At 72.7% G+C, this 21,299-nt stretch carries 15 protein-coding genes, 1 other RNA gene and 1 pseudogene; 14 read left to right on the top strand and 3 right to left on the bottom strand.

The features are described 5' to 3' along the window. Positions 1–239: 239 nt before the first annotated feature. From B085_RS51335 to B085_RS49865, 3 genes and pseudogenes are all read left to right on the top strand, one after another. Positions 240–1,493 (top strand): annotated as a pseudogene (locus B085_RS51335) (serine/threonine-protein kinase); the annotation flags it as partial. Between the two features lie 981 nt (positions 1,494–2,474). Continuing rightward, positions 2,475–3,593, top strand: coding sequence for a peptide chain release factor 2 (prfB, locus tag B085_RS0139360; protein ID WP_026251907.1), 1,119 nt, complete (start codon positions 2,475–2,477; stop codon positions 3,591–3,593). A gap of 309 nt (positions 3,594–3,902) precedes the next feature. Next, positions 3,903–4,817, top strand: coding sequence for a hypothetical protein (locus B085_RS49865; RefSeq protein ID WP_026251906.1), 915 nt, complete (start codon positions 3,903–3,905; stop codon positions 4,815–4,817). 157 nt (positions 4,818–4,974) lie between these two features. Here B085_RS49865 and B085_RS0139350 read toward each other — a convergent pair whose 3' ends face one another. Further along, the gene (locus B085_RS0139350) at positions 4,975–5,166 is read right to left on the bottom strand and encodes a hypothetical protein (protein ID WP_018564092.1); all 192 of its coding nucleotides are present in this window, start codon (positions 5,164–5,166) and stop codon (positions 4,975–4,977) included. Between the two features lie 275 nt (positions 5,167–5,441). Between B085_RS0139350 and ftsE the strand changes: the two genes are divergently transcribed. The 5 genes from ftsE (at position 5,442) to ssrA (ending at position 9,366) form a co-directional block, all read left to right on the top strand. Continuing rightward, positions 5,442–6,131, top strand: a complete 690-nt coding sequence (gene ftsE, locus B085_RS0139345) for a cell division ATP-binding protein FtsE (RefSeq protein ID WP_018564091.1) — start codon at positions 5,442–5,444, stop codon at positions 6,129–6,131. Positions 6,132–6,175: 44 nt separating this feature from the next. After that, positions 6,176–7,093: a permease-like cell division protein FtsX gene (ftsX, locus tag B085_RS0139340; RefSeq protein WP_018564090.1), complete on the top strand. Its 918-nt coding sequence runs from the start codon at positions 6,176–6,178 to the stop codon at positions 7,091–7,093. 67 nt (positions 7,094–7,160) lie between these two features. Then, the gene (locus B085_RS0139335; protein WP_018564089.1) at positions 7,161–8,324 is read left to right on the top strand and encodes a S41 family peptidase; all 1,164 of its coding nucleotides are present in this window, start codon (positions 7,161–7,163) and stop codon (positions 8,322–8,324) included. A gap of 54 nt (positions 8,325–8,378) precedes the next feature. Beyond that, positions 8,379–8,861 (top strand): SsrA-binding protein SmpB, encoded by a 483-nt coding sequence (gene smpB, locus B085_RS0139330; protein ID WP_018564088.1) that lies wholly within the window; start codon positions 8,379–8,381, stop codon positions 8,859–8,861. Positions 8,862–8,978: 117 nt separating this feature from the next. Beyond that, positions 8,979–9,366: a transfer-messenger RNA gene (gene ssrA / locus B085_RS46330) on the top strand. Positions 9,367–9,477: 111 nt separating this feature from the next. On the opposite strand, the gene B085_RS0139325 is transcribed toward ssrA, so the two are convergent. Beyond that, the gene (locus B085_RS0139325; protein WP_018564087.1) at positions 9,478–10,698 is read right to left on the bottom strand and encodes an MFS transporter; all 1,221 of its coding nucleotides are present in this window, start codon (positions 10,696–10,698) and stop codon (positions 9,478–9,480) included. Positions 10,699–10,796: 98 nt separating this feature from the next. Between B085_RS0139325 and B085_RS0139320 the strand changes: the two genes are divergently transcribed. The 6 genes from B085_RS0139320 to B085_RS0139295 all read left to right on the top strand — a co-directional run bounded on the left by B085_RS0139320 (position 10,797) and on the right by B085_RS0139295 (position 19,796). Further along, positions 10,797–11,786 (top strand): LysR family transcriptional regulator, encoded by a 990-nt coding sequence (locus tag B085_RS0139320; protein ID WP_018564086.1) that lies wholly within the window; start codon positions 10,797–10,799, stop codon positions 11,784–11,786. 103 nt (positions 11,787–11,889) lie between these two features. Next, entirely contained in the window at positions 11,890–13,281 is a 1,392-nt protein-coding gene (locus tag B085_RS0139315; protein ID WP_018564085.1) for a nitrate/nitrite transporter, read from the top strand. A 154-nt stretch (positions 13,282–13,435) separates the two neighbouring features. Continuing rightward, on the top strand, positions 13,436–14,581 hold the full coding sequence (locus B085_RS0139310) for a uroporphyrinogen-III synthase (RefSeq protein ID WP_037733308.1): 1,146 nt from the start codon (positions 13,436–13,438) through the stop codon (positions 14,579–14,581). 686 nt (positions 14,582–15,267) lie between these two features. Beyond that, positions 15,268–17,541 carry a HelD family protein gene (locus B085_RS0139305; RefSeq protein WP_018564083.1) on the top strand — a complete coding sequence of 758 codons (2,274 nt, stop codon included), beginning with the start codon at positions 15,268–15,270 and terminating at the stop codon, positions 17,539–17,541. Between the two features lie 353 nt (positions 17,542–17,894). After that, entirely contained in the window at positions 17,895–19,316 is a 1,422-nt protein-coding gene (locus tag B085_RS0139300) for an NAD-dependent malic enzyme (RefSeq protein WP_018564082.1), read from the top strand. Positions 19,317–19,514: 198 nt separating this feature from the next. After that, the gene (locus B085_RS0139295) at positions 19,515–19,796 is read left to right on the top strand and encodes an HU family DNA-binding protein (RefSeq protein ID WP_018564081.1); all 282 of its coding nucleotides are present in this window, start codon (positions 19,515–19,517) and stop codon (positions 19,794–19,796) included. Between the two features lie 81 nt (positions 19,797–19,877). Here B085_RS0139295 and murA read toward each other — a convergent pair whose 3' ends face one another. After that, entirely contained in the window at positions 19,878–21,212 is a 1,335-nt protein-coding gene (gene murA / locus B085_RS0139290; RefSeq protein ID WP_018564080.1) for a UDP-N-acetylglucosamine 1-carboxyvinyltransferase, read from the bottom strand. Positions 21,213–21,299 lie beyond the last annotated feature (87 nt).

The raw sequence follows: 21,299 nt of genomic DNA, 5'->3' as shown, positions 1-21,299 counted from the left end.
CGGGGTCGGGCACGGCGCCGGGCACCGCCCGCGCAGTGCCGTCCCGCTGGGCCGGTGCCGTCAACGCCAACTGGCCCACCGTCACCTCCCCGTGGGGCCGGTGTTGGTGATTTGTCGACTTCTGGAGGGTGATTTCTCCCGGAGAAGCCGCACTCACCCCCGACAGGTTCCCCCAACCGGCTCGCATCCGCGTAGCTTTGTCGCCAACACGACGGCACGTCGGAGGAGTCGGAGCAGCCTTGGGACGGAAGATCGGCAGCCGCTACACCGCGCACCAGGTGCTGGGGCGGGGTTCCGCCGGCACCGTGTGGCTGGGCGAGGGCCCCGAGGGCCCGGTCGCCATCAAGCTGCTGCGCGAGGACCTCGCCTCCGACCAGGACCTCGTCGGCCGCTTCGTCCAGGAGCGCACGGCCCTGCTGGCGCTCCATCACCCGCACATCGTCGGCATCCGCGACCTGGTGGTCGACGGCTCTGACCTCGCGCTCGTCATGGACCTCGTCCGAGGCACCGACCTGCGCTCCCGGCTGGAGCGCGAACGCAGGCTCACCCCCGAGGCGGCCGTCTCCATCACCGCGGACGTCGCGGACGGGCTGGCCGCGGCCCACGCCGCGGGCGTCGTCCACCGCGACGTCAAGCCGGAGAACGTCCTGCTGGACTCCGCCGCCCCGCCCGGACCGGGCGGCGCGCCTCCGGCGCTCCTCACCGACTTCGGCATCGCGCGGCTGGTCGACTCCCCGCGCCGCACCCGGGCCACCCGGATCATCGGAACCCCCGACTACCTGGCCCCGGAGATCATCGAGGGCCTGCCGCCGCGCGCCTCCGTCGACATCTACGCCCTCGCCACCGTCCTGTACGAACTGCTCGCCGGCTTCACTCCGTTCGGCGGCGGCCACCCGGGCGCGGTACTGCGCCGGCACGTCACCGAGTCGGTCGCGCCCCTGCCGGACCTGCCCGACGAGTTGTGGCAGCTGCTCTCCCAGTGCCTCGCCAAGGCCCCGGCCTCGCGGCTGAGGGCGGCCGAGGTCGGCGCGCGGCTGCGCGAGCTGCTGCCCGCCCTCGCCGGGCTGCCCCCGCTGGAGGTGGACGCGCCCGGGGACCACCACGGCGAGGAGGTGTACGACCGGGAGTCCGGTTCGCTCGCCGAACCCTACGACCCGCCGGCCGACCAGCCGCGCGGCGCCGTGCCCCTGGTCCGCGGCTCGGCACCCGACTCGACACGCGACACCCACACCAGCATCAAGCTGCCCTCCGCGGAGGAACTGGCCGGCGGCCGGCCCGCCGCGGTGCCCGGCCAGCACGCCAGGCACCGCCACCGCGCCGTCCCCGACGCGCTGCAGCGCCGCCGCGTCAAGATCGGCGCCGCTGCGGCCGCCGCGCTGGTCGTCGGGCTCGGCGGCTGGGCGATCGCGTCCTCCGGCTCCGACGACGGCGGCGGCTCCAACAGCCGCGAGGACAAGCCGTCCGGACAGGCCTCGACCACCCCGACCGCGCCCACCGGCGCCGCCGCCTCCCCGCAGGGCGCCGTCAGCACCCCGGCGGGCACCACCGCCGAGCAGGCCGCGCTGAGCTGGTCCGGCTACACGGCCCTGCCCCGCTTCCCGGACCGCGGCGTCCACCCGGTCGGCGGCCCCCGCGCGATCTCCGTGTCCGGGACGACGCACGTCTTCACCCGGGGCAGCGACAAGAACGTCTGGTACCTGGCCTCCGGCACCTGGCACCGGCTCACCGGGATAAGCGTCGCCGACGACCCCTCGGTCGTCTCGTCGCGCGCCGGGCAGCTGGACGTCTTCGCCCTCGGCACCGACCACCGGGTGTACCGGCGAACCCTGAGCGGCGGCGCCTGGAGCGACTGGTACCAGGTCGACCAGCCCGCCCGCTTCACCACGACGCCCGCCGCCGCGTCCTCCGCGCCCGGCCGGATCGACCTGGTCGGCTGCTCCGGCGGCGACCTCGTCACCTCCTCCTGGGTCGAGGGCCGCTGGAACGCCTGGGCGCTGGTCCCCACCGCGGGCCGGGTCACCGCCGCCCCCGGCCTGGTCTCGGCCGCACCCGGCACCCTGGACGCCTTCGCCGTCCGCAAGGCCGACGGCGCCGTGCTGCGCCTGCCGTACGTGAACGGCGCGTGGCGCCCCTCCGAGATCGTCACCGGCCTCGACGCCACGGGCCGCCCCGAACCCGCCGTCTCCGGCGGCCGGCTCTTCGTCCTCGCCCCCGCCGACGACGGGGCCCTGGCGGCCGCCGTCTCCGACGGAGGCACGTGGGCGGCGGTGCCGCTGTCCGCCAGCACCCCCTCCCACCCCGGGCTGACCACGGCGGACGACACCCTGACCCTCTACCTCCGGCGCGCCGACGGCACGCTCGCCCACGCCTCGGCCCCCGTCCGGGCCTGAACGGCGAGGGGCTCAGGCCCGTCGGCCCGGCCCGCCCCGGCGCACCGGAGCGGCAACGCGCGGCGTGCCGGTACGCTGGGGGACGTGGCAGTCCTGGATGTATCCGAAGAGCTCAAGTCCCTCTCGTCGACCATGGCCTCGATCGAGGCCGTTCTGGACCTCGACAAGCTGAGGGCCGACATCGCCGTGCTCGAGGAGCAGGCGGCGGCGCCGTCGCTGTGGGACGACCCGGAGGCGGCGCAGAAGATCACCAGCAAGCTGTCGCACCTGCAGGCCGAGGTCCGCAAGGCCGAGGCGCTGCGCGGCCGCATCGACGACCTCGGAGTGCTCTTCGAGCTCGCCGAGGCCGAGGACGACGCGGACACCCGCGCCGAGGCCGAGACCGAGCTGGAGTCGGTGCGCAAGGCGCTGGACGAGATGGAGGTCCGCACCCTCCTGTCCGGCGAGTACGACGCCCGTGAGGCGCTGGTCAACATCCGCGCCGAGGCGGGCGGCGTCGACGCCGCCGACTTCGCGGAGCAGCTGCAGCGCATGTACCTGCGCTGGTCCGAGCGGCACGGCTACCCGACGGAGGTCTACGAGACCTCGTTCGCGGAAGAGGCCGGCATCAAGTCCACGACCTTCGTGGTGAAGGCGCCCTACGCCTACGGCACCCTCTCGGTCGAGCAGGGCACGCACCGCCTGGTGCGCATCTCGCCCTTCGACAACCAGGGCCGGCGCCAGACGTCCTTCGCGGGCGTCGAGGTGCTGCCGGTCGTCGAGCAGAGCGACCACGTCGAGATCGACGAGACCGAACTGCGCATCGACGTCTACCGCGCCTCCGGCCCCGGCGGCCAGGGCGTCAACACCACCGACTCCGCGGTCCGGATCACGCACATCCCGACCGGCATCGTGGTCTCCTGCCAGAACGAGCGCTCCCAGATCCAGAACAAGGCGAGCGCGATGAACGTCCTGCAGGCCAAGCTGCTGGAGCGGCGACGCCAGGAGGAGCAGGCCAAGATGGACGCCCTCAAGGGCGACGGCGGCAACTCCTGGGGCAACCAGATGCGTTCCTACGTTCTCCACCCGTACCAGATGGTCAAGGACCTGCGGACGGAGTTCGAGGTCGGCAACCCGCAGGGCGTCCTCGACGGCGACATCGACGGCTTCCTCGAGGCCGGCATCCGGTGGCGCAAGCAGCAGGAGCAGGGCGCCGGGGTCTGACGCTCCGTCATCTCCCAGGGATCATCACAACTGCCGCCCGATGGGTGGCAGTTGTGCGCTTTGGGTCACAGCACCATAAGCAACCGGGTGGCATAGTCGGCCAATCCCGGCATTGCGCTTGGAACGGCCTTGACGACGCTGTGAAATCTGGGAATCGTGATGCGCGGCATGCGTATGACTGGGGCGCGAGCGAACGGGGGCGAGCGCGGCCGGTGGCTCAGGCCCCGGCCTTGAACGTGCACCGCCCCGCAGGACGCTCCCCCTGTGACGCTGCTCCATTGACGAGAAGCTACTGGGGGTAGTTGCCAGATGAGCATGAAGAACACACGGCTGCGAGTGGCGCGTATAGCCGCCGCCGCGGTGATCGCGAGCGGTGCCTCGCTGACCGCCGCGGGCGCCGCCCAGGCCGTCGGCCTGGACATCGGCCTGAACGCCGGCGAGACCGAGGTCAGTGTCGGCGTCAACCTCGGTGGCGAGGAGACCGACGGCGGCACCGACGCCGGTACCGATGCGGGCGCCGACGCGGGCAACAGCATCTCTGGCGTCGACGCCGGTACGGACGCCGGTGCCGATGCGGGCGCTGACGCCGGTGCTGACGCCGGTGCTGACGCCGGTGCGGACGCTGGTGCGGATGCGGGCGCTGACGCCGGTGCGGACGCTGGTGCGGATGCGGGCGCTGACGCCGGTGCGGACGCCGGTGCCGACGCCGGTGCGGATGCGGGCGCTGACGCCGGTGCCGATGCGGGCGCTGACGCCGGTGCTGACGCCGGTGCTGACGCCGGTGCGGACGCCGGTGCCGATGCGGGCGCTGACGCCGGTGCTGACGCCGGTGCGGACGCGGGCGCGGACGCGGGCGCGGACGCGGGTGCCGACGCCGGTACGGGTGACAACGGCGGCAACGGCGACAACGGCGGCAACGGGAACGGCGGCAACGGGAACGGCGGCGGCAACGGCGCCGGCGGTTCCGGGACCGGCGGTTCCGACGGCGACGGCACCACCTGCACCCTCGACGGGGACAGCGTGACCTGCGCCGACAACACCAACACCGACAACGCCGGCAGCAGCGAGGTCGTCACCCAGGGTGACACCACGGAGGAGCTGGCCGAGACGGGTGCCGGCGACAGCCTGTTCCTGCTGGTCGGTGCCGCCACGATGATCGCGGGCGGTGTCGGCTTCCGCCTGATGCCGCGCCTGGTCGGCGGCGGCCGCAACACCGCCGTCTGAGGCCCGGGCCCGGACGGCAGCGCGCACCAGGGGCCCGCACCGCATGCGCCACATGCGGTGCGGGCCCCCGCATGTCCACGGAGGCCCGGGAACGCCGCAGGGGCCCGTAGCGCCGAGCGCCGCGGGCCCCTGTTGCATGCCGTATGTGTGTGCCGCGCTACACGGCGGCCTCGTGCACCACCCACGCCACCGCGAGCAGGGCGACCAGCAGAGCGATCAGGGCCGCCGGGGAGACGGCCGCGAAGGGGTTCTCCTGCTGCATGCGGGCGCGGTTGGCGCGGCAGACCGCGCAGCGGCCCTCGCTGACGGGGCCGGCGCAGTTGGCGCACACCAGTCGGTCGACTGTCATGCCGTCGCCTCCTCCCAGGCGGCCAGGCGGCCGCTCGATGAACAACGCGCGACAGGGGCGGTACGTTCCCGAGCCCCCCGACCACTGTGCCAGTTCCCGGGACACCCGGCGCGTCCCGCGCGATTCCCGCGACTCCGAAGAGTTACAGATGTGGCCAATGCCTGCTTTGTCCCCCGGTGGTCTGTGAATAAACCCGTCATCCCGGACCGCGGACTGCGCGGGCCGCGGCCATTCGCGTAAGGTCGCCTCCGATCCCCTGTATCCGGAGTGCGACCGTGATCCGATTCGACAACGTCACCAAGACTTACCCCAGGCAGAACCGTCCTGCACTTCGGGACGTGTCGCTGGAAATCGAGAAGGGTGAGTTCGTCTTCCTGGTGGGCTCCTCCGGCTCCGGGAAGTCGACCTTCCTGCGGCTGATCCTGCGCGAGGAGCGCACCGACACCGGCATGGTGCACGTGCTCGGCAAGGACCTGGCGCGGCTGTCCAACTGGAAGGTGCCGCAGATGCGCCGCCAACTGGGCACCGTCTTCCAGGACTTCCGACTGCTGCCCAACAAGACGGTTGCCGAGAACGTGGCCTTCGCCCTCGAGGTGATCGGCAAGCCGCGCGGCACCATCCGCAAGACGGTCCCCGAGGTGCTGGACCTCGTCGGCCTCGGCGGCAAGGAGGACCGCATGCCGGGCGAGCTGTCCGGCGGCGAGCAGCAGCGCGTGGCGATCGCCCGGGCGTTCGTCAACCGCCCCATGCTGCTGATCGCGGACGAGCCCACGGGAAACCTCGACCCGCAGACCTCCGTGGGCATCATGCGGCTGCTGGACCGCATCAACCGCACCGGCACCACCGTGGTGATGGCCACCCACGACCAGAACATCGTCGACCAGATGCGCAAGCGCGTCATCGAGCTCGAGAAGGGGCGACTGGTCCGCGACCAGTCCCGCGGCGTCTACGGCTACCAGCACTGAGCCGGGGCCCCGCCCTGCACACCGCAGCCTTCTGAAAGGACAACATGCGCGCCCAGTTCGTGCTCTCGGAGATCGGCGTCGGCCTCCGGCGCAACCTCACCATGACCTTCGCGGTCATCGTCTCCGTGGCCCTCTCGCTCGCGCTCGCCGGCGGCTCGTGGCTCGCCCGCGAGCAGGTCGACTCGATGAAGGGCTACTGGTACGACAAGGTCCAGGTGTCGATCTTCCTCTGCAACAAGAACGACGCCAAGACCGACCCCAACTGCACCAAGGGCGCCGTCACCGAGGAGCAGAAGCAGGACGTCGAGAAGCAGCTCAAGGCGCTGCCGCTGGTGGACAAGTACTTCCACGAGAGCGCGGAGGACGCCTACAAGCACTACAAGGAGCAGTTCTCCGACTCGCCGCTGGCCGACTCGCTCACCCCGGACCAGATGCAGGAGTCGTTCCGGGTCAAGCTCAAGGATCCGACGAAGTTCCAGGTCGTCGCGAGCGCCTTCCAGGGCCGCCCCGGCGTCCAGGAGGTGCAGGACCAGAAGGCCCTGCTGGACAACCTGTTCGGCCTGCTCAACGGCATGACGCTGGCCGCGCTGGTGGTGCTGGCGTTCATGCTCGCGGTGGCGATGATGCTGATCGTCAACACGGTGCGGGTATCGGCCTTCAGCCGCCGCCGCGAGACCGGGATCATGCGGCTCGTCGGCGCGTCCAGCTTCTACATCCAGATGCCGTTCATCATGGAGGCCGCCTTCGCCGGCCTGGTCGGCGGTGGCCTGGCCTGTCTGATGCTCCTCGTCGGCCGCTACTTCCTGATCGACCACGGCCTGTCGCTGCAGACCAAGGTGCCGCTGATCAACTTCCTCGGCTGGGGCGAGGTGGCCCAGGTGCTGCCGCTGGTGCTGGTGGTGGGCATGCTGATGCCCGCGCTTGCGGCCCTGATCGCGCTGCGCAAATACCTCAAGGTCTGATGCGCGCCAAGGGCGCTGTACGGCCAACTTTCCGTACAGCGCCCGCTTCTCGCCTAGACTGCCCGACGTGCTGAGCCACTGTCCGCCCGGGAGACCACGTCGCCTGTGCCGCGCCGCGGCGCTGACGCTGGTCTTCGGCGCGGTCCTGGCGACCGGTGCCGCGGCGGGCTCCTTCGGGGACCTCGGCAGGGGGTGGCGGACGCCGCCCCACTCCCGCATCCCGGCCGGCACGGTCGCCGACACCGACGAGATCGCCGAGGCGATCGCGGAGGGCAAGGTCGGCCCGCAGGCCGCGGAGGCCCTGGTCAGCCGGAGCGGCGACCGCTGGTCCTCCTTCTACACGGCCCAGGAGTACGAGGGCTTCCAGCAGTCCCTGGACGGCCGGTACGTCGGGGTCGGCCTGTGGGTGCGGCGCACCGAGGACGGCCGCATCGGGATCGACCGCGTCCAGTCCGGCAGCCCCGCCGCCCGGTCCGGTGTGCACGCCGGCGACCGGCTGACGAGCATCGACGGCACCGAGGTCACCGGCCGTCCCGTCACCGAGGTGGTCGCCCGGCTGCGCGGTTCCGACTCCGCCGGGACGCCCGTCTCGCTGGGCCTGCGGCGCGGGACACGCTCCTGGGAGATCTCCCCGCGGCGCGCGCTGCTGCCGACGGAGTCCGTACGGGTCCGGCATGTCCCCGGCGGCGTCACCGTCGTCACGGTGGACGCCTTCACCAAGGGCGTCGCCGAGCAGGTCGGCCGTGCGCTGGCCGGCCGGCCGGGTCACGAGGGCATACTCCTGGACCTGCGCGGCAACTCCGGCGGCCTGGTCACCGAGGCCGTCGGTGTGGCCTCCGCGCTCCTGGACGGCGGCCTGGTCGCCACGTACGACGTCCACGGCAGGCAGCAGGCGCTGTACGCCGCCGACGGCGGCGACACCGACACCCCGCTCGTGGTGCTCGTCGACGGCGGCACGATGAGCGCGGCCGAACTGCTCGCCGGCGCGCTCCAGGACCGCGGGCGCGCCGTCGTCGTGGGCTCCCGCACCTTCGGCAAGGGCTCCGTGCAGATGCCCAGCCGGCTGTCGGACGGCTCGGTCGCCGAACTCACCGTCGGCCACTACCGGCTGCCCGCGGGCCGTAGCGTGGACGGCCGCGGGGTCGAGCCCGATCTGTCGGTCACCGGCGGCGCGGACGCCGAGTCCGAGGCCCTCGAGGTACTGGACGGCCTGGGCGCGCCGGCCCGCTGACCGGTGCGCAAACCGGTACCCCCCGCCCCGCCGAGGTGCGACAATAGCCGCGCTATGGCAAAGGAAACGGGTCGCAAGCTGATCGCGCAGAACAAGAAGGCGCGGCACGACTACCACATCCTCGACACCTACGAGGCGGGCCTGGTGCTCACCGGCACCGAGGTGAAGTCGCTGCGCCAGGGACGCGCCTCCCTGGTCGACGGCTTCGGCCAGCTCGACGGCGGCGAGGCGTGGCTCCACAACGTGCACATCCCCGAGTACACCCAGGGGACGTGGACGAACCACTCGGCACGGCGCAAGCGCAAAATGCTGCTGCACCGGGCGGAGATCGAGAAGCTCTTCCAGAAGTCGCAGGAGACCGGTCACACGATCGTGCCGCTCGCCCTGTACTTCAAGGACGGCCGGGCGAAGGTCGAGATCGCGCTGGCCAAGGGCAAGAAGGAGTACGACAAGCGGCAGACCCTGCGCGAGCAGCAGGACCGCCGCGAGGCCGACCGGGCCATCTCGGCGGTACGCCGCCGGCAGCGCGGGCAGTGAACGCCGCCCGCGCCGCGGGCGCGGGAATGCGCTGGCCACCGTGCGCGTTGGTCACGTACGATGGCATCAGCACCACCGGACGGTGACCGCCCGGTGTGCAGCTTGAAAAATCAACATGGGGATGATCGGTTTCGACTGGGGATGTCGAAGCAGGGGAAGCGAGCCGAGGAAGCGGCAATGATCTCGTAAACCATATGCCGAAAACAATAATCGCCAATAACAAGAGCGATTCCTCCGCCTTCGCGCTCGCTGCCTAATTAGCAGCTAGCCGAAGACTCCGCGGAGTGTCAGCCCGGGGCTGTTCCCGACCCGGATCCTGGCATCAGCTAGGGGACTAAACCACTGAGTCCGGCCACGGGGCTCGGTGGGAAATCAAACAGTGGCTGGGCCTGTCGGCGGCTTGTCCGCGTGACTGCCGGGGCCGAGAAAAGCACAGCGGACTGCGCTCGGAGAAGCCCTGGTTCCGCACCACAGGACGCGGGTTCGATTCCCGCCATCTCCACTGACCCGACGGAAGGCGATGCCTGCCGCGCTCCGCGCGGCAGGCATCGCCTTCCGTCGTTTCCGGGTAGGTCCGGCAACGGTCTTCGGACGGCCCGTGGATGCACCGGTCACGTCAGTCCCGGCGCCGGGCCGCGCGCAGGGAGAGCGCCGCGACCAGCGCGGCGGTGGCCGCCGCGACCGCTGGTATCGCGTACGCGGGCACCGCGCCCCGGTGCTCCACGACGGACCCCGCCCCGAAGGAGCCCGCGGCGATGCCGCCCAGCAGGGCCGTGACGGCGAGCGTCATCCCCTCGTTGAGGCGGCCCGGCGGGACCCGGCGCTGGATCAGGGCCATCCCGTTGATCATCGTGGGCGCGGTGGCCATGCCCGCCAGGAGCAGCGCGGGGGCGAGCAGCCACAGGCCGCCGAGGGCCGCGGCGGGCAGCGGGCCGAGCATCAGGACGGCCATCAGGGCGACACTCGCCGCGAAGCGGCCGCCGTCGGTGCCGCGGGGTCGGCGCAGCCCGTAGAGCAGGCCCGCCGCGCAGGAACCCGCCGCCTGGAGGGCGAGCACCGCCCCGGCGGCGCCGCGGTGCCCCTGGGAGTCGGCGAAGGCGATCGTGGTGACCTCCAGGGCCCCGAAGACGGCTCCCGTCGCCAGGAACGTCAGCAGGACGGCCGGCACCGCGGCCCGCCCCGCACCCGTCCCCGCGGCTGACCCTGACCCTGACTCGGGCCGCGGCACCGGCGGCGGTTCGGTGCCGCGCTGCGCGGCGAAGAGCAGGATGCCGCCGAACAGCAGCAGCGCCCCCGCCAGCGTGCCGGCCTCGGGGAACAGCGCGGTGCACAGGAAGGCCGCGAGGACCGGGCCGAGCATGAAGCAGACCTCGTCCGCCGCCTGCTCGAAGGAGTTGGCGACGTGCCGGGCCCGCTCGTCGTCCCGGTACAGGTGCGCCCAGCGCGCCCGCGCCATGCCGCCGGTGTTCGGCGTCGTCGCGGTGGCGGCGTATGCGGCGAACAGCGTCCAGACCGGGGCGTGCAGCCGTACGCACACCGCCAGCGCGAGCGAGCCCAGCGCGGCGAGCCCCGCGGCCGGCACGGCCACCCGGGCCTGGCCGAGCCGGTCGGTCAGCCGGGCGGTCCAGGGGGCCACCACCGCCGTCGCGGCGAGCCCGGTGGCGGTGACCGCCCCGGCCAGCGCGTACGAGCCGTACGCCGCGGCGATCATGACGACCGCGCTGACGCCGAACATCCCCATCGGAAGCCGGGCCAGGAGGTTCCCGGTGGTGAAGGCCCGGGTGCCGGGCAGGGCGAAGAGCCGCCGGTAGGGGGCGGCGAGGGCGGGCGCGGTCATGCGACCACCCTCCCGGGACGCCCCCGGTGCGGTCCAACACCTGATCAGCGCCCACTGACGCGTTCCGGATGTGAATCGCGGACGTGTTCAATGGGCGGATGCCGCACGCCATCGACCCGCGCCTGCTCAGGGCCTTCACCGCCGTCGCGGAGGAACTGCACTTCACCCAGGCCGCCGCCCGGCTGCACGTCGCCCAGCAGGCGCTGAGCCGGGACGTCCGGCGGCTGGAGCGCGAACTGCGGGCCGAGCTGTTCGTCCGTACGACCCGCTCGGTGCGGCTGACCGCAGAGGGGGAGCGGCTGCTGCCGTACGCCCGGCGGGTCCTCGCCGCCCACGACGAACTTGCCGCCGCCTTCGCCCCCGCCGGCCGTCCGCTGCTCGTCGACATCGGCGCGCCCGTGGGCACCGGCCACCGCGTGCTGGCCGCCGCCCGCGCCGCCGCACCCGAACTCGAACTGACCGCGCGCTTCCACAGCGGGCTCACCGGCGCCGCCGCCGGGATCCTCGCGGGCCGCCTGGACGTCTCCTTCGGCCGCGCGGCGGGCCTGGCACCCGAGGTGCTGGACCGGCTGGAGCACCGACCGGTCCGCCACGAGCGGATGGCCGTCCTGCTCCCCGCCGACCACCGGCTGGCCCCGCTCGCCGAGGTGCCGCTCGACGGGCTCGCCGGGGAGTCCCTCTACGCCGCCGCCGGGAACCCGGACACCGCCGAGTGGACGGACCTCGCCCGGCGCCTCTTCCGGGGCCGGGGCATCCTCGTCGCCGCGCCCTTCCCCGCCATCGACGGCCCGGAGGAGTTCGTCCGCCTGGTGCGCAAGCACCGCTGGCCCGTGCTGGCCAGCACCGAGTTCATCGACCTGCCCGGCTTCGTCCTGCGCCCGCTCACCGGTCCCGTGCCGCTCGCCCCGGTCTCCCTGGTCTGGCGGCGCGGACTGCGCCACCCGGGACTGGACGCCCTGCTCGGCGCCGCGCGGCGGCTCGGCGCGGAGGAGGACTGGCTCGCTCCGCCCGATGGCGCCTGGCTGCCGGAGCCGGACGCGCGCGTCATGGCGCCCCCGGCGCTCACAGGGGGACCGGGCACCGGGTGAGAGCAAGGTTGCGTGACGGTCACCTCGGGCCATCGGGCGGAAACGCGGTGTTCCTACCGTCGTGGACATCACCCGACGAGCGACATCAGGGCCTGGAGGCGTCATGACTGCCGCGAGCACCACAGCACGCAAGGGCGGCCGCTGGATCGAGCGGTGGGATCCGGAGGACGAGGAGTTCTGGGAGTCCGACGGCCGCCGGGTCGCCCACCGGAACCTGCTCTTCTCCGTCCTGTCCGAGCACGTCGGCTTCTCGATCTGGACGCTCTGGTCGGTCATGGTGCTCTTCATGGGCCCGGAGTACGGCATCGACCCCGCCGGGAAGTTCTTCCTCGTCGCCATGGCCACGGCGGTCGGCGCCCTGGTCCGCGTCCCGTACACCTTCGCCGTCGCGCGTTTCGGCGGCCGCAACTGGACCGTCGTCAGCGCGCTCATGCTGCTGCTGCCGACGATCGCCGCGGCCGTCGTCATGGAGCCCGGCACCTCCTACGGCACGTTCCTCGCCGTCGCCGCGCTGACCGGGGTCGGCGGCGGCAACTTCGCCTCCTCCATGACCAACATCAACTCCTTCTTCCCGCTCCGGAAGAAGGGCTGGGCGCTCGGCCTCAACGCGGGCGGCGGCAACATCGGCGTGCCCGTCGTCCAGTTGGTGGGCCTGCTGGTCATCGGCACCGCGGGCGCCGGCCACCCCAGGCTGCTGCTCGCCGTCTACATCCCGCTCATCGTGGTCGCCGCAACGCTCGCCGCCCTGTCCATGGACAACCTGGCGCCCGTGCGCAACGACACGGGGGCGGCCGCGCTGGCGGTGAAGGACGGCCACACCTGGATCATGTCCTTCCTCTACATCGGCACCTTCGGGTCCTTCATCGGCTACAGCTTCGCCTTCGGGCTCGTCCTGCAGAACCAGTTCGCCCGCACCCCGCTGCAGGCCGCGTCCGTCACCTTCGTCGGCCCCCTGCTCGGCTCGCTGGTCCGCCCGGTCGGCGGACGTCTCGCGGACCGCTTCGGCGGCGCGCGGATCACCCTGTGGAACTTCCTGGCGATGGCCGCCGCCACCGCCGTGATCGTCCTCGCCTCGGCGCAGAAGTCCCTGGCGCTGTTCTCCGTCGCCTTCGTCGCCCTGTTCATCCTGACCGGCCTCGGCAACGGCTCCACCTACAAGATGATCCCGGGCATCTACGCGGCGAAGGCCGCCGCGATGGGGCTGACCGGCGAGGCCGCGGCCTCCTACGGACGGCGGCTGTCCGGCGCCGCGATGGGCCTGATCGGCGCCGTCGGCGCGCTCGGCGGCCTCGGCATCAACCTCGCCTTCCGGCAGTCCTTCCTCACCGGGGGCACCGGCACCCCGGCCTTCGTCACCTTCCTGGCCGTGTACGCGGCCTGCTTCGTGGTCACCTGGGCCGTATACCTGCGCAGGCCGGCGCCCGCCCCCGCCCCGGCCGCCGGGACCGGTGCCGTGGCCGAGCCGGAGCCGCGGCTCTCCTACGCGGAGGTTTAGCCCCGGCGAACCGCGTAACAACGGGGAAATGAACGCGAACCCGGACCGTCACCGGGGCTTGGAACCATGCGCGCAACGGGGCGCACGACTCCGGGACCCGGGACGGTCCCCGGCCTCCGTTGCACGTGTACCTCCGGCGGAGCGAGGCAGAGCCATGCAAGTGCGACACCCAGACGTCCTCCCCCTGGCGGGCTTCACGGTCGGCGTCACCGCGGCCCGCCGCGCCGACGAACTGTGCGCCCTGCTCGAACGGCGCGGCGCCGTCGTCATGCGGGCCCCCGCGCTGCGGATCGTCCCGCTGCCGGACGACACCGAACTGCTCGCGGCGACCAAGCGGCTGCTCGACCGCGGCCCCGACGTCGTGGTCGCCACCACGGCGATCGGCTTCCGCGGCTGGATCGAGGCCGCCGACGGCTGGGGCCTCGGCGAGGCCCTGCTGGAACGGCTGCGGCACGTCGAACTGCTCGCCCGCGGCCCCAAGGTGCGCGGCGCGATCCGCGCCGCAGGGCTCAGGGAGTCCTGGTCACCGGCGTCCGAGTCGATGGCGGAGGTCCTCGACCGCCTGCTGGACGAGGGCGTCGCCGGCCGGCGCGTCGCCGTCCAGCTGCACGGGGAGCCGGTGCCCGGCTTCAGCGAGGCCCTGCGCGCGGCAGGCGCCGAGGTCGTCGGCGTGCCCGTCTACCGCTGGATGCCGCCGCAGGACATCGGCCCGCTCGACCGGCTCATCGACGCGGCCCTCGTACGCGGGCTGGACGCGGTCACGTTCACCAGCGCCCCAGCGGCGGCCTCCCTGCTGGACCGGGCCGAACGCCGGGGCCTGCGCGGTGAGTTCCTCGACGCCCTGCGCCACGACATCCTCCCGGCCTGCGTGGGCCCCGTCACCGCGCTCCCCCTGGAGGCCCACGACGTCCCCACCGCCCAGCCCGAGCGCTTCCGCCTCGGACCGCTCGTCCAACTGCTCGCCGCGGAGCTCCCGGCGCGGGCGCGTCCCCTGCCCGTCGCCGGACGGCGCCTGGAGATCCGCGGCCACGCGGCCCTCGTCGACGGCGAGCTGCGCGCCGTCCCCCCGGCCGGGATGGCCCTGCTCCGCGCCCTCGCCCGGCGCCCGGGGTGGGTCGTCTCCCGGGCCGACCTGCTCCGGGTGCTGCCGGGGGCGGGGCGCGACGAGCACGCCGTCGAGACGGCGATGGCGCGGTTGAGGGTGGCGCTGGGGACGCCGAAGCTCATCCAGACGGTGGTGAAGCGGGGGTACCGGCTTGCGCTCGATCCGGCCGCGGACGCCAAGTACGCCTCCGCGTGACCCGGAGTGCCCCTTGCGGCCGTTGCTTGTGTGCGGGTTGTTCGCGCCTGCGGGCGGCTGCGCCGGGCTGTCCGGTCGTCGTCTGCGGGTCGTTCGCGCCTGCGGTGGGCGCCCACCCGCCCGCCCTCCCTCCCCCAGCCTTCGGCCGGGGGGACCCCCATCCGGCGCGGTCAGTGACCGCCTCGTTGCGTACGTTGTGGGGTCGGTGCCGCGTCGGCGCACTCCCCCAACCTTCGGCCGGGGGGACCCCCACAACGCTCGCGGTTCGGCCCTACGTCGTTCGGCGCCCGGGTCCGCCGCTCGTCGTTTCCGGGCGCACCCCGCCACACCCCCTCCGGTGTGTTGGGGCGCCTGACGGCCGGTGGGGGTGAGTAGGGCACTTGCGGCCACCCGGGTCCGGCTTCTGACCCCCCACTGGCCGTTGGTCGCCGAACGATACGGAGGGGGCGGGGGAGTTGGGGGCACCCCCGGCCGAAGGCTGGGGGAGGGCGGGAGGGCGGGGGAGAAACCCCGACAGCAACCACAACGGGCCCGCACACGGCGACACGGGGCACCCCGGGCCCTTCGGGAAGGCACGCGCCGAGTGGGCGGGACACGCCCGGTTGGCGTACGGTGACAGGCTGCCCCGTTCGCCGGGGCGGCGCGCGCTGCGCGTGACGTACCGAAGAACAAGAAGGGGGTCCTGCGTGGCAGCGGTCCGGGACACGGAGATCGCGGTCGAGCAGACGCATCTGGACCGGGTGTACGACCGGCTCGAGGAGAAGATCCACGAAGCCGAGTTCCTGATGGACGACGCAGTCAAACGCGGCCAGGTCGGGACGCCGGGCGCGCTCGCGGAGCGCGACGCACAGGTGTTCCGGGCGGGGCTGCATCTGAACCGGCTGAACTCGGAGTTCGAGGACTTCCTCTTCGGCCGGATCGATCTGCTCCTGGGCGAGGACGGCAAGAAGGGCCCGGACGGTGCGTACACCTCCGTGGAGCCCGCCGAGGACGCGATCCGGCCCGACGGGACGGCGGCGATCGCCGAGACCCTGCACATCGGCCGGCTCGGCGTGCTGGACGCGGACTACGCGCCGCTGGTGATCGACTGGCGGGCCCCGGCGGCGGCGCCGTTCTACCGGGCGACCCCGGTCGCGCCCGGCCGGGTCGTGCGGCGGCGCGTCATCCGCTCCAAGGGCCGCAAGGTGCTGGGCGTCGAGGACGACCTGCTGCGCCCGGAGCTGACGACGGGCCTGCCCGTGGTGGGGGACGGCGCGCTGATGGCCGCGCTGGGCCAGGCGCGCAGCCACACGATGCGGGACATCGTCTCCAGCATCCAGGCCGAGCAGGACGAGGTGATCCGGGCCCCCGCGGCCTCGGTCACCGAGGTGGCCGGCGGTCCCGGCACGGGGAAGACGGCCGTGGCCCTCCACCGGGCGGCGTACCTGCTGTACCAGGACCGGCGCCGGTACGCGGGCGGGATCCTGGTGGTCAGCCCGACGCCGTTGCTGGTCGCGTACACCGAGGGCGTGCTGCCCTCGCTGGGCGAGGAGGGCCAGGTCGCGATCCGCGCCGTGGGCTCGCTCGTGGACGGCGCCGAGGCGACGACCTACGACGATCCGGCGGTCGCCCGGATCAAGGGCTCGCTGCGGATGCTGAAGGTGCTGCGCAGGGCCGCCCGCGGGGTGCTGGAGTACGGGGCCGGTCCGGCGCGGTGCCCGGACCGGCTGCGGGTCGTGGCGTTCGGACGGCGGCTGGAACTGGACGCCGAGGAGCTGTCGGGGATCCGGCACGCCGTGCTGGGCGGGACGACGCCGGTGAACCTGCTGCGGCCCCGGGCCCGCCGACTGCTGCTGGACGCCCTGTGGCGCAAGGCCGGGCGCCGCTTCGACGATCCGGAGCTGGCCGCGGAGGAGCGGCAGGGCTTCGACGAGGACATCTCCACCGAGCAGGAGTTCGTGGACTTCCTGGCCGCGTGGTGGCCGGTGCTGACCCCGCGCGGGGTGCTGGCGGCGCTCTCCGACGAGAAGCGGCTGGGGCGCTGGTCGCGGCGGGTCCTGTCACCGCCCGAGGTGCGCCGGGTGGCGCGCTCGCTGCGCCGGCTGGACGTCGGGGGCAACGGCGCGCTGTCCGTGCACGACGTGGCGATGCTCGACGAGCTGGAGGCCCTGCTGGGCCCGCCGCCGAAGGTGCGCAGCCGCGAGGCCGATCCGCTGGACCAGCTGACCGGACTGGAGGAGGTCACCACCTTCGCCGACCGGATGGCGGGCGGTCGGCGCAGCCGGCAGGACCGGCTGGACGCGGAGCGCACCGAGTACGCGCACGTGATCGTCGACGAGGCGCAGGACCTCACCCCGATGCAGTGGCGCATGGTGGGCCGCCGCGGCCGTGCCGCGACCTGGACGGTGGTCGGCGACCCCGCGCAGAGCTCGTGGACCGACCCCGACGAGGCGGCCCTGGCCCGTGACGAGGCCCTGGGCACGCGTCCGCGCCGACGCTTCACGCTCACCGTGAACTACCGCAACCCCGCCGAGATCGCCGACCTGGCGGCGAAGGTGCTGGCGCTCGCCATGCCGGGCAGCGAGGCGCCGCGCGCGGTGCGCTCCACGGGGCTGGTGCCGCGGTTCGTGGCGGCCGCCGACGGGAGTCCCGGCGAGGCGGTCCGCGCGGAGGCGGAGCGGCTGCTGGACGAGGTCGAGGGCACGGTGGGTGTGGTCGTGGCCATGGGCCGCCGGGAGGAGGCCAGGGGCTGGCTGGCGGGGCTGGGCGAGCGCGTGGTGGCGCTGGGCAGCCTGGAGGCCAAGGGCCTGGAGTACGACGCGACGCTGGTCGTGTCGCCCGCGGAGATCGCGGACGAGTCCCCGGCGGGGCTGCGGGTGCTGTACGTGGCGCTGACCCGGGCCACCCAGCGGCTGACGGTGCTCTCCGGCCCGCGCGACCTGCCGGACGGCGCCGGCGTCCCGGACCTGCTGCGGGACTGACCCGCCCCATGACGACGGCGGGGCGCCCCTCTGGGAGGGGCGCCCCGCCGGACGTCTACGACACCGACCCGCCATGCTCGCCTCGCGGCAAGTGGGCGCTCGAAGCGCCTAAGGTTGGGCCCGGGGGCTTGGATCGAGCCGGTGCCTCACCCAGGCTAACAAACGATCCGGGATTGTCATTCCGTCTGTGTGCGCCGTTCCGGTGGCGGTCGGGGGAACATTAAGCACGCAAGCTTCCGTTGTCCCGCATCGCTACTCGACATTCTGTTGTAGGCCCCCGGGTTTACGCGTACCCGCCGGTAGGTGGCAGCATCGAGGGCGCACAAAGCAGCGACAGCGGAGGAACAGCGGCCATGGCAACGGCGCCGAGCGTCTCGTACTCAATCACGGTGCGGCTGGAGGTGCCCGCGAGCGGATCCGCGGTCAGCCAGCTCACCACGGCCGTGGAGGCCTCCGGTGGCGCGGTCCACGGCCTCGACGTGACCGCTTCCGGCCACGAGAAGCTGCGAATCGACGTGACGATCGCGGCCACGTCCACCGCGCACGCGGACGAGATCGTCGCCAAGCTGGCGCAGATCGAGGGCGTCGCGATCGGCAAGGTCTCCGACCGCACGTTCCTGATGCACCTCGGCGGCAAGATCGAGATGGCGTCCAAGCACCCCATCCGCAACCGCGACGACCTCTCCATGGTCTACACCCCCGGTGTGGCCCGGGTCTGCATGGCGATCGCCAAGAACCCCGAGGACGCCCGCCGGCTGACCATCAAGCGCAACAGCGTCGCGGTGGTCACCGACGGCTCCGCGGTGCTGGGCCTCGGCAACATCGGGCCGAAGGCCGCGCTGCCGGTCATGGAGGGCAAGGCGGCGCTCTTCAAGCGCTTCGCGGGCATCGACGCCTGGCCGATCTGCCTGGACACCCAGGACACCGACGCGATCGTGGAGATCGTCAAGGCGATCGCCCCCGGCTTCGCCGGGATCAACCTGGAGGACATCTCGGCGCCGCGGTGCTTCGAGATCGAGGCCCGGCTGCGCGAGGCCCTGGACATCCCGGTCTTCCACGACGACCAGCACGGAACCGCCATCGTGGTGCTCGCGGCGCTGACCAACGCGCTGCGCGTGGTCGGCAAGCAGGTCGGCGACGTCCGGGTCGTCATGTCGGGCGCGGGCGCGGCCGGCACGGCCATCCTCAAGCTGCTGCTCGCGGCGGGCGTCAAGCACGCGGTCGTGGCCGACATCCACGGTGTCGTGCACAGCGGCCGGGAGGACCTGGTCGCGGCCGGTCCCGAGTCGGCGCTGCGCTGGATCGCCGACAACACCAACCCGGAGGAGATCACCGGGACCCTCAAGGACGCGGTGCGCGGCGCGGACGTCTTCATCGGCGTCTCCGCCCCCAACGTCCTGGACGGCGCGGACGTCGCGGCCATGGCCGACGGCGCCATCGTCTTCGCCCTGGCCAACCCCGACCCCGAGGTGGACCCGGCGGTCGCCCGGGAGACCGCCGCGGTGGTCGCCACGGGCCGCAGCGACTTCCCGAACCAGATCAACAACGTGCTCGTCTTCCCGGGCGTCTTCCGCGGCCTGCTGGACGCCCAGAGCCGGACGGTGAACACCGAGATGATGCTCGCGGCGGCGACCGCCCTCGCGGACGTCGTCACCGAGGACGAACTCAACCCGAACTACATCATCCCGAGCGTCTTCAACGACAAGGTCGCGGGCGCCGTCGCCGGTGCCGTCCGCGAAGCCGCGAAGGCGCAGGGCCTCACCGCGACGTCGTGACGACGGAGCGTCATCGGGCCGTGCGCGACCCGCTTTTTGTGTGACTCTCCCGGGTGCCGGATTGGCGTTTCCCCCAGAAATAGGGGCAGGATGCGTACCTGGGCGGTGAGGGCCGCACCGCAGAAGCGCGATGAGCGTCTTCACAATGCGTCTTCCCCGACGGTCGACGTTGGGGGTTTCCATGCAAGGAGTACTTAGATGAACCGCAGTGAGCTGGTGGCCGCGCTGTCCGAGCGCGCCGAGGTGACCCGCAAGGACGCCGACGCCGTTCTGGCCGCGTTCGCCGAGGTCGTCGGCGAGATCGTCGCCAAGGGCGACGAGAAGGTCACCATCCCCGGCTTCCTCACCTTCGAGCGCAGCCACCGTGCCGCGCGCACCGCGCGCAACCCGCAGACCGGCGACCCGATCCAGATCCCGGCCGGTTACAGCGTGAAGGTCTCCGCGGGCTCGAAGCTCAAGGAAGCCGCCAAGGGCAAGTAGTTCCGCGACTACCGCGACATGTGAAAGGGCGGCCTCCCCGCGGGGAGACCGCCCTTCCGTGTGCTCCGGGGCGGGTGCCGGTCAGTTCGAGCCGGGCAGCTCGACCTTGGCGCCGAGCTTCTCCAGCTTCTGCATGAAGTTCTCGTAGCCGCGGTTGATCAGGTCGATGCCGTGCACCCGGGAGGTGCCCTGCGCCGCCAGCGCCGCGATGAGGTACGAGAAGCCGCCGCGCAGGTCGGGGATGACCAGGTCGGCGCCCTGCAGCCTGGTGGGGCCGCTGACGACCGCCGAGTGCAGGAAGTTGCGCTGGCCGAAGCGGCAGGGGGTGCCGCCCAGGCACTCGCGGTAGAGCTGGATGTGGGCGCCCATCTGGTTGAGCGCCGAGGTGAAGCCCAGCCGCGACTCGTAGACCGTCTCGTGGACGATGGACAGGCCCGAGGCCTGCGTGAGCGCCACGACCAGGGGCTGCTGCCAGTCGGTCTGGAAGCCGGGGTGGACGTCCGTCTCCAGGGCGATGGCGTTCAGGGGGCCGCCGGGGTGCCAGAAGCGGATGCCGTCCTCGTCGACCTCGAACGCGCCGCCCACCTTGCGGAAGACGTTGAGGAAGGTCATCATCTCGCGCTGGCTGGCGCCGCGGACGTAGACGTTGCCCTCGGTGGCCAGGGCCGCGCAGGCCCAGGAGGCGGACTCCAGGCGGTCCGGGAGGGCGCGGTGGTTGTAGCCGCCGAGCTTGTCCACGCCGGTGATGTGGATGGTGCGGTTGGTGCCCATCGTGATGATGGCGCCCATCTTCTGCAGGACGCAGATGAGGTCCTCGATCTCCGGCTCGATCGCGGCGTTGCTCAGCTCGGTGACGCCCTCGGCCAGGACGGCCGTCAGCAGCACCTGCTCGGTCGCGCCGACCGACGGGTACGGGAGCTCGATCTTGCAGCCGCGCAGGCGTTGCGGGGCCTCGAGGTACTGGCCCTCGGGACGCTTCTCGATCACCGCGCCGAACTTGCGCAGCACGTCGAAGTGGAAGTCGATCGGGCGGCCGCCGATGTCGCAGCCGCCCAGACCCGGGATGAAGGCGTGGCCGAGGCGGTGCAGCAGCGGGCCGCAGAACAGGATCGGGATCCGTGAGGAGCCGGCGTGCGCGTCGATGTCGGCGACGTTCGCGCTCTCCACCTTGGACGGGTCGAGCACCAGTTCCCCGGACTCGTCGCCGGCCTGCACCGTCACCCCGTGCAGCTGCAGAAGACCCCGCACCACTCGCACGTCGCGGATGTCGGGCACGTTGCGCAGCCGGCTGGGTTCGCTGCCCAGCAGCGCGGCCACCATCGCCTTGGGCACGAGGTTCTTCGCGCCGCGGACGTGGATCTCCCCCTCGAGAGGGGTGCCACCGTGGACAAGCAGTACGTCGTTAAGGCCGGTCATTGCTCTCGCGATCCTGGAGACGGGCAGAAAGGAAGCTCGGTCCCCGCAGGCACCAAGAAGAAATGGTATTCGGCCTTCCGGCGACAG

This window comes from Streptomyces sp. BoleA5 (assembly GCF_000373665.1).
Lineage (GTDB): Bacteria > Actinomycetota > Actinomycetes > Streptomycetales > Streptomycetaceae > Actinacidiphila.
The sequence above is the reverse complement of the archived record's forward strand: the minus strand, read 5'-3'. Positions and strand labels throughout refer to the sequence as shown.